Origin of the sequence: Prosthecobacter sp. (assembly GCF_014879935.1) — a bacterium.
Lineage (GTDB): Bacteria > Verrucomicrobiota > Verrucomicrobiia > Verrucomicrobiales > Verrucomicrobiaceae > Prosthecobacter.
In genome coordinates this window covers 1-12,321 of the sequence record NZ_JACSRD010000274.1, presented here as the reverse complement: position 1 = coordinate 12,321, position 12,321 = coordinate 1, and the positions used below count along the sequence as shown (strand labels likewise).

Annotated in this window: 13 protein-coding genes; 8 read left to right on the top strand and 5 right to left on the bottom strand. The window is 63.9% G+C overall.

The genetic code is table 11. The features are described 5' to 3' along the window. The first annotated feature begins 391 nt into the window (after window positions 1-391). Window positions 392-1,288, top strand: a complete 897-nt coding sequence (locus IAE77_RS29890) for a hypothetical protein (RefSeq protein WP_294235172.1) — start codon at window positions 392-394, stop codon at window positions 1,286-1,288. On the opposite strand, the gene IAE77_RS29885 is transcribed toward IAE77_RS29890, so the two are convergent. After that, window positions 1,273-2,754, bottom strand: a complete 1,482-nt coding sequence (locus tag IAE77_RS29885) for an OmpA family protein (protein ID WP_294235170.1) — start codon at window positions 2,752-2,754, stop codon at window positions 1,273-1,275. The two genes, IAE77_RS29890 and IAE77_RS29885, sit on opposite strands and share 16 nt — an antisense overlap. Window positions 2,755-2,841: 87 nt before the next feature. Continuing rightward, entirely contained in the window at window positions 2,842-3,699 is an 858-nt protein-coding gene (locus IAE77_RS29880) for a M23 family metallopeptidase (RefSeq protein WP_294235168.1), read from the bottom strand. 192 nt (window positions 3,700-3,891) lie between these two features. On the opposite strand from IAE77_RS29880, the gene IAE77_RS29875 reads away from it, so the two are divergent. The 4 genes from IAE77_RS29875 (at window position 3,892) to IAE77_RS29860 (ending at window position 7,004) form a co-directional block, all read left to right on the top strand. Continuing rightward, complete coding sequence (locus IAE77_RS29875; protein ID WP_294235166.1) at window positions 3,892-4,695, top strand: undecaprenyl-diphosphate phosphatase; 804 nt, start codon at window positions 3,892-3,894, stop codon at window positions 4,693-4,695. A 1-nt stretch (window position 4,696) separates the two neighbouring features. Next, complete coding sequence (locus IAE77_RS29870) at window positions 4,697-5,266, top strand: DUF2062 domain-containing protein (RefSeq protein ID WP_294235164.1); 570 nt, start codon at window positions 4,697-4,699, stop codon at window positions 5,264-5,266. A gap of 83 nt (window positions 5,267-5,349) precedes the next feature. Beyond that, window positions 5,350-5,835, top strand: coding sequence for a tetratricopeptide repeat protein (locus tag IAE77_RS29865; RefSeq protein WP_294235162.1), 486 nt, complete (start codon window positions 5,350-5,352; stop codon window positions 5,833-5,835). Continuing rightward, window positions 5,832-7,004 carry a serine hydrolase domain-containing protein gene (locus IAE77_RS29860; RefSeq protein ID WP_294235159.1) on the top strand — a complete coding sequence of 391 codons (1,173 nt, stop codon included), beginning with the start codon at window positions 5,832-5,834 and terminating at the stop codon, window positions 7,002-7,004. The genes IAE77_RS29865 and IAE77_RS29860 overlap by 4 nt, the downstream gene beginning before the upstream one ends. 320 nt (window positions 7,005-7,324) lie before the next feature. Here the strand turns inward: IAE77_RS29860 and IAE77_RS29855 are convergent, their stop codons facing one another. After that, window positions 7,325-8,506, bottom strand: a complete 1,182-nt coding sequence (locus IAE77_RS29855) for a right-handed parallel beta-helix repeat-containing protein (RefSeq protein ID WP_294235157.1) — start codon at window positions 8,504-8,506, stop codon at window positions 7,325-7,327. A 72-nt stretch (window positions 8,507-8,578) separates the two neighbouring features. Here IAE77_RS29855 and IAE77_RS29850 point away from each other — a divergent pair, with 72 nt between their 5' ends. Then, a complete protein-coding gene (locus IAE77_RS29850; RefSeq protein WP_294235155.1) occupies window positions 8,579-8,734 on the top strand; it encodes a hypothetical protein in 156 nt (51 codons plus the stop codon). Continuing rightward, window positions 8,731-10,251, top strand: coding sequence for an arylsulfatase (locus IAE77_RS29845; RefSeq protein WP_294235152.1), 1,521 nt, complete (start codon window positions 8,731-8,733; stop codon window positions 10,249-10,251). Before IAE77_RS29850 ends, IAE77_RS29845 begins: the two co-directional genes overlap by 4 nt. 24 nt (window positions 10,252-10,275) lie before the next feature. Here the strand turns inward: IAE77_RS29845 and IAE77_RS29840 are convergent, their stop codons facing one another. Continuing rightward, window positions 10,276-10,917 carry an SIMPL domain-containing protein gene (locus IAE77_RS29840; RefSeq protein WP_294235150.1) on the bottom strand — a complete coding sequence of 214 codons (642 nt, stop codon included), beginning with the start codon at window positions 10,915-10,917 and terminating at the stop codon, window positions 10,276-10,278. A gap of 113 nt (window positions 10,918-11,030) precedes the next feature. Further along, window positions 11,031-11,393: a hypothetical protein gene (locus tag IAE77_RS29835; protein WP_294235148.1), complete on the bottom strand. Its 363-nt coding sequence runs from the start codon at window positions 11,391-11,393 to the stop codon at window positions 11,031-11,033. Window positions 11,394-11,506: 113 nt separating this feature from the next. Here IAE77_RS29835 and IAE77_RS29830 point away from each other — a divergent pair, with 113 nt between their 5' ends. Next, complete coding sequence (locus tag IAE77_RS29830; RefSeq protein WP_294235146.1) at window positions 11,507-12,025, top strand: hypothetical protein; 519 nt, start codon at window positions 11,507-11,509, stop codon at window positions 12,023-12,025. Window positions 12,026-12,321 lie beyond the last annotated feature (296 nt).

The following is a 12,321-nucleotide window of genomic DNA, read 5'->3' as shown; positions in this document are numbered from 1 at the left end:
GATCACGCTGTTCAAGGTCAACCCGCAGCAAGCTTCTTGAGCACCGGCAGGCTAAGCGCCCATACGATGTTCTTATCTCCCGACACCCCAACGCACGGGCCTCCCACATCCAGCGCTGTCGTCGCCAACCCCAGATGTGCGCCCCGTGCATCTTTCAGCAGGCGACCAGGCCACGACAACGAGTCCAAGGCGCGACTTGCGTGCGCTATGTCACGCGTTTTCTGGCCTCAAGTCGCGCAGAAGGCAAGCCGGCGGGTTTGCACGTTGGCAGACTGCGTTAGCTTGCGCGGTCCGAGATGCGCCAGCGCACCCCAACGCTTGACCAAGTATGAGTGGGACCGGATTCATCTTTTCGACGGCTTTTCAAACCAGCAACCCTGATCCTGCCTTCATGCGTCACCTCCTTGGCTTTTCATGCCTGTTGTTTCCGTGGTGTCTTCTGGCCCAGCCCTACACCGACACAGGGCCGGAATGGCGTAGCAAGGAGTTGTGGCGAGCCAAAGGCTTGTTCAATGAACGCGATCTGACCCCAGTGGATGGGGCTTTTGACCGACATGATCTGCGGATGCTCTGGACCTATTTCATCGAGGCGAACAACGGGCAGTGCGGGCGTGGACGGGACATTGTTGAAAACGCTTCGTTGAAAACGCGCTACACGGAGCCGGAGATGATGGACCTTAATGACGAGATCCGCACCAAGGCCGGTGACTACCTGCGACGCATGCCCGGTCATGCGAAGGTATTCGGCGATGACATCGAGGAGCTGGCGCAGAAAGAAGACACGGTTTCGCAACGCGTGGTTCGCTTCAAGGCGTTGGGCAGTCTCGGCAGTGAGGAGAGCATCCAGCAGTTGGGGAGGTTCCTGTTCGACAAGCGCAATCCAGACAAGGACAGCAAGAAGTACTATGTGACGCCACCGGCGAATGACATGTATGCCGCGATGTGGCTGCAGACCGCTCTGGGGAAGCGATCACCGCTTGGGGCAGGGGACCTTTATGCTGACGGGGGGATGAAATACGGCAGCGACGACAAGCTGCGGCAGTGGTGGCTGACGAGTGCCGACGCCGCTCCCTACCGGCAGGGCCTGCTCGCCTCGGGCGTGGCTCTGCCGCCGAACTACCCGGCCTTGCCGGAAACAGCGACGCGGCCGGACGATGTGACCACTCGTGACAGCAGCGCAGAGAGCGTGTCAGACGCGACAGGCTGGGGAATCGGGCTGGTGTTGCTGGCTCTGGTGGCCACCTCGGTCTGGCTGGCGGCAAGGCGACAGGCTCAGAAATCGAGATAAATCTCCGCGCGGCGGTTGTGGCTGCGGCCTTCGGGGTTGTCGGAGCCGTCCGCCTTCTTGTTCGGGCTCAGCGGCTGGGCTTTGCCGAGGGCGGTCGTCTCCACCTGCGCGGCGGGAACGCCCAGGGCGATGAGCTGCTGCTTCACGGCCTCCGCACGGGTGCGGGAGAGGTTGATGTTGTAGCTGTCCTCCCCTTTTTCGTCGGTGTGGCCGGCGATGCGGAGTTTCTTCGACGGATCGGCCTTCATCAGCGCGGAGATGACCTCGATCTGCTTCTGCGCGCGCGGATGCAGCTCGGCGCGGTCGTATTCAAAGTAGAGCGCCAGGGATTCGCCGCCCTTGGGGTTCTTCACGATGGGCGTGTAGGGCACGCCGAGCTTCGAGGCGTTCTTGGCGAAGGCACCGAGGATGTCGGACAGATTGAGGCCGGCGACCTTCCACGGCTGGGCGATGTCGGCGCGTTTGAGCTCGACGCCGAACTCGGTGTTCTGCTGGAGCGTCTCCGACTGCACCTGGGCGATGACCCAGGAGACTTCCGGGTTGGCGATGGTGATGATGAGAGGCTTGCTGGGGTTCAGCGCGTAGCCGCCTTCCTCAAAGACGATGCAGAGGCCCACCAGACGCTCCACGGGCACCTTGGCCTCATCGACATACTTTTTGGCGGCGGCGAAGTCATGCCGGAGCAGGTGGCTGACGAAGTCGCTGGCGAAGGCGAGCGCGTCGGTGCCGTCCTCGACGGCGAAAATCTGCTTCATCGGAGCCAGCGTGCCTGGGGAAGGTGGCGTCGTTCCGGCCGCCGCGGGAGCCTGGGGCATGGCGACGATGGCCGCGCTCATTTCCTTCGGCAGCGTGGCTTTGGCGATCTTCCAGCCCATGCGTTCATCGCGTTCCAGGTCGAGCTGGATGCGCAGGGTCTCGCTGGTGCCCGGTTTGGTGAAGGGAATGGCGATGCGGGTGCGGTTCTCGACGAGGCCGAGCAGCTCGACCTGGTCCTCCGTGCCGGGCTTGAAGCCCATCTCGCTGAGCTTCTGGAAAAGCATGGCCGCGCTGCCGGCCTGCGCCGCGTCGGTGGTGGCGGCGAGTTTGCCGGCGGTGGCGAAATCTCCGGAGGCGAGGCTGCGGACGAGCTGTTTCCCCAGATCCATCGGCCGGGCGAAGCCGAACGCCGGAGTCGGAGCGGGCGGCACGGCCGGAGGCTGCGGTTTCGCGGTTCCGACGGTGGCGGCTTTCGGTGCGGCAGTGGATTTGGCGGCGTCTGCGGCGGATTTTGCCTGAGCGGCGTCGTTTTGAGCCTTGGCGGCGGCCACGCTGGCGTTTTCGGCCTCCTGTCCGGCCATCATTTTCTTCTTGGTGAAGAGGAAGAAGATGGCGGTGCTGAGGAGCAGGGCGGCGACGACGATGAGCACGGGCACGAGGCTGCCGCCGTGCCGGAAGCGGGCTGGAGAGGAGCGGGGCAGGGAATGCATGGCCGGGAATGAGCTTTCCTGTGACAGCAGCAAAGATGCCACCACGGGAGTCGATGAATCAAGGTCAATTGTGAGTCCGTCCTTGCGTTAGCGGCGCTCCTCAGTGCCGGTGGTGGTCTCGCCACTGCGCATTTTCGCCTTCAGGCGGGACCAGAAGTCGTCCCCGTCTTTCTTTTCGTCCTTCAACGCGGTGGTGGAGCTGGGTCTGAAGGCGGGGACATCGACTCCAATCGTGCGGGCACCGTCGCTGTTCATGTCGGCCAGGGCGCGGCCGTAGGGGGCGAAGTTGTTCACCGGCACGTCGTATTTCTGCATGCTGGTGGAAAGCACCCGGCGCGCATTGATGAAGGCGGTCGGGCTGTAATAATTCGACGAATCCCGGGCGAACTGGGAGCGGTTCATGCCGATGTGCAGATTCTTGCGCACCTCGAAGTGCAGATGCACCGCGTACATGCCGTTGTTCCCGCCCATGGTGCCGACGAGCTGCCCTTTTTCGACCAGTTCGTGCAGTTTGACCTTCCGCTCATGCAGGTGGCCGTAGAGGGAGTCCACCATCGCGATGCGGCCATCGGCTTCCCGGAAGATGTGGCGGATCAGGACGCAATTTCCCCAGCCGACGCCGATGTTCTGGGACAAAATGACCACGCCACGCCCCATGGAGTAGATGGGGGCTCCGAGGTCGCTGTCGCCACCCCCGCGGCCGTTCCAGTCCTCGCCAAGGTGGCCATTGGGCCAATAACCACGGGCCTTGTAGTAGCCTTCAGCGTCCGGTTTGCCGACGGGGAAGTCGAAGCCGTCCGCCAGCCGCACGCGAATCGTCGAGCCCGACTGGGCGGACGCAGGCTGGATGGCGGTCAAAACCACGGCCGCCCACAGGCATAACACCACGAGCCGCCCCAGGGGACGGACAAGCAAGGCTGTGGGGTTGTGGGCATTGGCTGGCATGCCGGAGGGGCGGAAAAACTAGCCGCATTCGACAGCGAAGGCCAGCTTGAAAACATCTCAGGCACAAGCATCTGGCGGTGATGGGTAGAATTTTCAGATTCAATGCAGCAAGTGAAGACGGCCGGGCTTGCAAAGCTCTTCGCACGCCCCGACAGTCGCTGTTCCCGTCCCCCACCCTTTCCGTACTCAACCATGCCTGACTGGCTCGCGATCATCCTGCTTGGCATCATTGAAGGTGTCACCGAATTCCTGCCCATCTCCTCCACCGGGCACCTGCTCATCCCGCAGAACCTCCACTGGCTGCCGCAAAAGAGCGATTTGTTCAATGTGGTGATCCAGAGTGGCGCCGTGCTGGCCGTGCTGGCGGTTTTCACCCAGCGGGTGAAGCATCTCGCGACGACCTTGGGCGATCCGGAGACGCGGGACTACCTGGCCAAGCTGTGCGTGTCCTTCGGCATCACCGCCGCCGGCGGTTTGGTGATCAAGAAGCTCGACATTGAGCTGCCGGAAACCGTGCCGCCGGTGGCGTGGGCGACCTTCATCGGCGGCTTCGTCATCTTCGTGCTGGAATACCTGCACAAAGGCAAAAAAGGGGCCACCGAAATCACCTGGACCGTTGTCGTGGCGGTGGCGCTGGCCCAGTTGCTGGCAGCGGTGTTTCCCGGCACCTCGCGTTCCGGCGCCAGCATCCTGATGGCGCTGGCTTTTGGCGTGGCCCGTCCGGCGGCCACGGAGTTCTCCTTCCTTCTCGGCATTCCCACCCTGATGGCGGCCGGCGGTTTCAAGATTCTCTCCGCCATCAAGGACGGTGAGGCCGGGAACGAGGACTGGGCCATGGTCGTGCTCGGCACGGTGGTCTCAGCGATCTCGGCCTTCATTGTGGTGAAATGGCTGATCCGTTTCGTCCAAGGGCACACCTTCAATGGTTTCGCGTGGTATCGCGTCATCATGGGCGGGGCGTTGCTCGTGTGGGTTTATTCCGGGGGAGGGCAGTGACATGTTAACTCTAGCCCGAGGCTGGTTCCGCCGGACGGTCTTCAAGACCATCCGCTTTCTGAAGCACCCGCGAAAACTGCGCGACCGGCCGACCATGCGCTGGTTCGCACGGCACTTCCTCGACAAGCGGGTGTGGAAACCCACCCAGCACACGCTTTCCGGCGGCATGGCCGTCGGCATGTTCATCACGCTGCAATTGCTGCCCATCCAGATGCCCACGGCCACCATCCTGGCCGCCATCTTCCGGGTGAACATCCCCATCGCCATCGCGATGTGCTGGCTGAGCAATCCCTTCACCATCCCGTTCATCGCCTGGCTGGAATATGCCATCGGCAAATGGTTCCTGGCGCTCTACACCACGGTGCCGACCACGCCGTTCCCAAACCATCTGCCGGAGTCCATGGTGGATGCCTGGCTGGTGCTGAAGGAGCATGCGCCCGTGATGCTCGTCGGTGGCATCATCCTGGGCGCGGTCTGCTCTCTCGTCAGCTATGTGGGCACCTGGGGCTTCTGGGAGGTCGGCACCCGCATGGAGGCGGCCAAAAAGCTGCGCACGGCCCGTCCGGCCTGAGGTTCCCGCCTGTTCCCGTCATCCAAGCAGGAAAAACCTTGTTCCGGCGCGTGCTTTGCGTTCTCATTCCACGAACGCATCAAATGACCGAAGCCGAACGCAGGATCATCGCCGCCCAGGGCTACGTGGAGCTCGGCCTCTATGAGGAGGCCTGTGCCGAGCTGTCGCCGCTGCCGCGGGAGCTGCATGACCGCGTCGATGTCATCGAAATCACCCTGCTCTGTCTCATGGGCGGCCATCGTTGGGCGGAGGCCCTGGCCCTGGCCACCAAGCTGTGCGCCCAGGAGCCTGCGGAGCCCGGCGGCTACATCCACGCCGCCTTCTGCCTGCACGAGCTCGGCCGCACCATGGAGGCGGTGGACGTTCTGTCCCGCGGGCCGGTCACCCTGCGCACGAAGCCGGTTTACTATTACAACATGGGCTGCTACCACGCGCGTCTGGGGCAGATCGACAAATCACTGGCCTATCTGGAGCGTGCGTTCGAGATGGACGGCGAACTCCGCCTGCACGCGAAGAAAGACCGCGATCTCGACTGCCTCCGCGCCCAACTGGAGGCCCTTCACGCATGAGTTCGCCTGCCAGTCCCGCCAACCTGCAGGCCGTGCGTGCCTGGTTTGAGGAAAACTTCCGCACGCGGTGGGAGATGGGCGCTTCCGTTTCGATCTGGCACCACGGACGGGAGGTCTTGAGCCTCGCCCACGGCCATTGCGATCGTGCCCGCACCCGGACCTGGGATGAGAACACGCTCGTGCCGGTCTGGTCGGCCACCAAGGGCCCGGCGGCCGTCTGCTGCCTGCTCGCCCTCGAAGAGGCCGGCGTCCCGCTCGATTGTCCCGTGGCGGAGGTCTGGCCGGAGTTCGTCGGCGGTGGCAAAGCGCACGTGAATTTCCTGCACCTGCTCACCCACACAGCCGGATTGTGCGCGCTGGACCAGCGCACGCCGATTTACAATCACGAGGCGGTGATCGAGGCCCTGGAGCGCCAGCACCCGCTGTGGGAGCCCGGCACGCGGCAGGGCTACCACGCCCGCACCTTCGGTTTCCTGCTCGATGAAATCGTCCGCCGCCTCGGCGAGGCCGATTCCCTCGGTGAATACTTCCGCGAGGTCTTCGGCAGCCCCATGGCGCTCGATTTCTGGATCGGCCTGCCCAGCGCCCAGTGGGACCGCGTGTCGCCGATCTACCCGGGCAAGATCAGCATCGCCAACAGCGACCAGCCCTTCATCAAGGCCTTCAACACCGCCGGCACCCTCACCCAGCGCACCTTCACCTCCCCCTTCGGATTGAATGCGGTGAGCGACTTCAATCAAAACGAAACCTGGGCGCGTGGCTACGCCAGCATGGGCGGCGTCGGCAGTGCACGCGGTCTCGGCCAGTTCTACGCGCTCCTGGCCCAAGGGGGACGCTGGAACGGCACTCAGATGATCCCGGAGGTCGTGGTGCGCCGGTTCGAGCAGACGCTCACCCAGGAGAACGACGCGGTGCTGCTCACGCCCATCGCCTTCTCCACCGGCATGATGCAGGACCCCGTCAATGACGACCCGGAATCAGACGGCGGAAAGCTGCGCCAGCTCTACGGCCCTAGCAAACTCGCCTTCGGTCACCCCGGAGCCGGCGGCAGCCTCGCCTTTGCCGACCCGGAAAACGGCATCGCCTTCGCCTACGTCATGAACCAGATGGAAGTCGGCGCCCTGCCCGGTGAACGCGTGCAGGGGCTGGTGCGGGCGCTTTATGCGTGAGTGATGCGGGCACTCCTGCCCGCAATGAGAGGGTTGTTTGCGGACAAGAGTGTCCCTCCTGCGTTTGTCCAAACCGCCGGAGGCAGGCAGGAGAATGGGGGCAGTAGAATTCAATTCAGTTGGGAGGACGGGCCGGTCAACCATGTCGGGGTTACGTTCTGCCGTCGAATTCACGCTGACGCAGGCGGGAGAATTCAATTCCGTCATTCTACTGCCCCCATTCTCCTGCCAGTAAGTCCGGACTGCCTGCCCTCTCCGCAGTTGCCCTGAATTTTGCGGCAACCCTCTGAGGCCCGGAAGGACGGACGAGAGTGTCCGCATCACTTCACACCCTCATCAATCTCGTGCTTGCCCTCCTGCACGGCGATGGCCTTCAGGCCGCTGCCGCTGATGCGGTTGGCCTTCACCACCTGCGCCTCACCAGACAGGATGATGCCGTTCTTGCCGCTGCCGGTGATCTCGTTCTGCACCACCAGGTTCGCCTTCGTGTTCGGGGCGATCTGCACCGCGTTGCCCTTGGTCCGCTCAAAGACGTTTTGCGCGATGATATTGCCCTCGTTCAGGCCGGCTTGCTTGCACCAGCGCCACAGATTGATGCCGGTGCCGCATTCCAGGAAGTCGTTTCCGGCCACGAGGCAGGACGTGGCGTCGTTCAATTCGACGCCGATGAGGCTGCGGGCGATGTGATTGTGCGTGGCGATGCATTTGACCGCGAAGTGGTCGAAATCGATCGCCTCGTCCGAGGTGTCCCGGATCGTGCAGCCGTCGATCTCCGCCTCTTCGACGGAATACAGGGCGATGCCGCGGCCGTGGCAGTTCTGGATGAAGCAGCGGGAGATGCCCAGCTTCTTGACCGGCGGCGCGGTCGGCCCTTTCTCATACGAGTAAGCGCCCTGGGCCAGGATGCCGCAGAGCTGCGTGTGGCCGCGGATCAGCGGATCCCCCTCCACCCGGCCGCCATCGAGCGTCAGCTTTTCGATCCGCACGTCCTCGCAGGTGCCACGGACTTCGATCAGGTTCGGCGCGTCCTCGTGGCGGATCATCGTGCCCTCCGGGACGGGAAACTTCAGCGCTGACTCCAGTTGAAGGACGTCTTGCTCCACCGCTTTCACCTTCGCCAAGTGGTAGGGCTTCGGTTTCTTCGTGAACGAGTCGATCTCGCCATCCGCCTCGATCTTCAAACGCATGCCCGGCTTGATCGCCTGCTGCGTTTTCACGCGGATCGCGTCCGCCCCCGCATTCACGGCGGCGCTGGAGATCGCGTAGGCGACCGGCGGCAGCTTCAGCACCGACTCCTCCGCATCCAGGCCGATGAGGCGCAGCTTTTTGGCGTCTTTGACGATCAAACCGCGTTCGATCACATGCACGCCCGGCGGGATCGCCACCTCGCCGCCGCCAGCCTTGATCGCGTCATCGATGAACTTCTGAATTTCTGCTTCGGTGAGCGCGGCGGCCGGAGGAACGGCTGCCAGCAGCGAAAGGAGGAACAAAAACTTTTTCATGACCACAAGAAGTGATTCAATCGCTGCAACTGCGGCCTTTTTCGCCCTCTTTCCTCTCTTTCGGCCCACCTCATGAAGTTTCTCTCCCGTCCGGCCTTCTACGTCATCGCACTGCTCATCGCCGTGATGCTGCTGCTCACGCTGTGGATGCAGTGGAAGCTCGATTCCCTGCCGAAAGGCAAAGCGCGACAAGAAACCGCCCCCGGGGCCGTTTCCAAGCGGCCATGAAGCTCCTGACCAGCCTTCTCGTCCTCGCGTGCGCTGTCGCGGCCCACGCCCGCCAGCCGAACATCGTCTTCATCCTGGCCGATGACCTCGGGCCCGGCGATCTGGGCTGCTACGGCCAGAAGATCATCCGCACGCCGAACATCGACCGCATCGCGGCGGAAGGCATGAAATTCACCCAGCACTACTGCGGCAACGCCGTCTGCGCCCCGTCGCGTTGCGTGCTCATGAGCGGCCTGCATCCCGGCCACGCCTTCATTCGTGACAATCGCCAGGCCGACGACGCCAAAGGCCTGCCCAAGATGGGCAAGCCGGAGCATGAAGGCCAGTTTCCCATCCCCGACAGCACGGTTATCATCCCGGAACTGCTGAAGTCCGCCGGTTACACCACGGGCGGCTTTGGCAAGTGGGGCCTCGGCGGACCGACCTCCACCGGCGCACCCCTGAAGCAGGGCTTTGACCGCTGGTTCGGCTACAACTGCCAGGGCGTCGCCCACAACTTCTACCCCACCTACCTGTGGGACAACGACAAGACCATCGACCTCAAAAATCCGCCCTTCCTCTCCAACGACAAACTCAAGCCCGATGAGGACCCCACGAAGCCGGAGAGCTACCAGCGCTTCCAGGGCACCGAATACTCCGCCGACCTCATCGCCGAGCAGGCCTTGAAATTCGCCCGCGACAACAAGGACCGGCCCTTCTTCCTCTACTGGCCCACCACCGTGCCGCATGTCGCCCTCCAGGTGCCGGATGACTCGCTGCAGGAATACCTCGGCCAGTTCGACGACCCGCCCTACCCCGGCGGCAAAGGCTACCTCCCGCACTTCAAGCCGAAGGCCGCCTACGCCGCCATGATCACCCGCATGGACCGCGAGATCGGCCGCATGATGGCCCTCATTGCCGAGCTCGGCCTCGATGACGACACGATCTTCGTCTTCGTCAGCGACAACGGCCCGCTCAACGGCACCCATCAGGGTCTGGCCGGCACCGACTGCGCCTTCTTCAACTCCAACGAAGGCCGCCGCGATGGCAAAGGCACCGTCTATGACGGCGGCATCCGCTCCCCTTGCGTCGTGCGCTGGAAGGGGAAGATCAAAGCCGGCACCACCAGCGACCGCATCACCGGCTTCGAGGACTGGATGCCCACCCTGCTGGACCTCGCCGGCGCCAGGGACCAGACCCCGGCCAGGACCGACGGCATCAGCTTCGCCCCCACGCTGCTCGGGCAGGAGCAGCCGCCGCGTGAGTTCCTCTACCGCGAGTTCCACGGTTACGGCGGCCAGCAGGTGCTCCGCATGGGGGATTGGAAGCTCGTCCGCCGCGGCTTGAGCGCCCGGGGAGCCAAAGCGAAGGCCAAAGCCACCGCCCCCACCGAGGAACTCTTCAACCTCGCCACCGACCCCGCCGAGACCACCGACCTCGCCGCCGCGAATCCCGACCGCGTCGCCCAGATGAAAGCGATCATGGCAAAGCAGCACGCCAACAGCACCGACTTCGCCCTGCCGGCGCTGGATCAGTGAATGCCTGGGTGCGGCACCGTCGGGTCAATCTTCCAGGTCCCACGTGATCAACACGGTGTCTTCGCTCACGATCTCCGCCGGGGCGAAGGTCATCAACGCCGTGCGTGACTCCACCGGCGTGCCGCAGAACAGGTTCTGCGATCTCACGTTGATCACGGTGTCTCCGTGTTCGATGGCGTGGATCCGGCCGAGCTTCCGGCCCGCCGCCTGGGCGATCACCTCCGCGCGTTCACGGGCATTGCGCACCGCCGCCTCCAGCACACGCCGTTTCACCGCCTCCCGGTCCGCCACGGTGAACGTCAGGCTCAGCCCCGCCTTCGCTTTGGATCCCGTCACCGCTTCAAACACACGGCCCACCTTCGCGCGGTCATACGGCAGTTCCAGGCTCAGGCCGTGCCTCGCGGTGTAACCCCGGAAGATGTGGCGCCCCTCGCGGTAGTCCTGCGCCACGCTGACGCCAAAGGCGTTCGTTTTGAGCATCTCCGCCTCCAGGCCCACGTCCGCCAGCGCCTGCCGCAGCAGTTCCAGCCGCGTGGCCGCGTCCTCCATCGCCTTGGCGTATTGCTTGTGCTCGCTTTCGATGTCCAGCGTCAGGATCACCGTGTCCGGGTTCGAGGAGACAAGGCCCTTGCCTTGCACGCGGATGAGGGAGGGGGCGGCTTTCATCCGGCTCTGCTAGCACTGCCCCGTCCGGCCCGCCATCGCAATTCCCCCCGCCCCGCGTCTCCGCTGCGGCCTCCCATCGCGGCCGGGCGATGATTCGCCACGCTTTGAGCCGGTCAACTCCGGTCCCAGCACTGGATCAGCATCCGGTCACGCAGCTTGCAGCGGACAAAGGCCGCGCGGTTGAAGTTCTTGGTCGTGTACCAGCCCGGCAGGATCCCATGGTTCTCGTCCACCACCACCGGCCCGCGATACACCTCCGGACAGGCGAAAAGGGCGGGCATCAGAGCTCCCCAGAGCGCCCGGTAGGCCACGGGATAGCCCCCGTTCTCCCCCAGCAGCTCCGCCCGTCCCATCTTCACCATCTCATCCAGCCAGTCCCTGCCGTCCATGGGCGACGGCCAGTGCGCCACGGTCCTCGGGTCGTCCACCTTGCCGCTGCTGCCTTCAGGATAAACGACGATGTACCATCCAAGCATGGCAGATCCTTTGGCAGCGCCGGTCAGCACGTCAAGGACCATTCGGGAAGTGCAATGCCCATGCTCCATCGTTTCCGTTGCCGCTGGTGACGGGCGTCCCTATCGTTCCGCCGATGAAAACCTCCTCATTGGCTGCCGCCTTGATGGGCTTGATGGCCCTGAATGTCTCCGCCCGCCTTGGCGACACCGAACGCCAATGCGTCGAACGCTACGGCTCGGCACTGAGCACCCCGGTCATGACGCTCTCCAGTTTGATGGAAGGCGCGGACCGGCTGGCTGTTTACGAGTATCAGGGCTTCAAGATCCGTGTGGCGTTCATGGGCGGACAGGTCGTCCGCCAGAGCTATCAGCGGATCAAACCCGTCGATGGCAGCCTGAAACTCACAGAGTCCGAGATCGCCGCCATCCTTGACGCCGAACGCGGCGAGGGCCAGTGGGTCCGGACCTCCGGCGGTGTGTTCGGAGGGTTGATTTCGCCAGGGCGGGCCTGGGAGCGCAGCACCGATAAAGCCACTGCCCACTGCGTGACCGGCATCACCCTGACGCTCGACACGCCAGCGGCGAAAGAGCGTGAGGCTGCGTTTCGTCGGGAGCAAAAGGAAGGCCGCAGCCGTCCTGTTCCGAAGTTCTGATTTTCATCACGCACACCTGGAGGGCTTGCGCAGCGGCGCTGCAGCCCGTCTCAGGAGCGCCCGTTCACAGCTCCTCCTCCGCACACTCCTCAGGCGGCGGCGGTCGGAACGGACCGCGAAGGCCGGAGACGAAAAGGCATGGGGGTGGCCTGAGGCGTTGGTCTGAGTCGCCTTCCTGCATCGGTGCTGCTGGTGGCTCGGGCTCCGTCACCGCGTCGTCCCACATTTCCTCATTCTTTGGCCCTGGCTGACGCGTGGTCCAGATTGCACAGGTCGATGCAATACGTGTGCGCTGC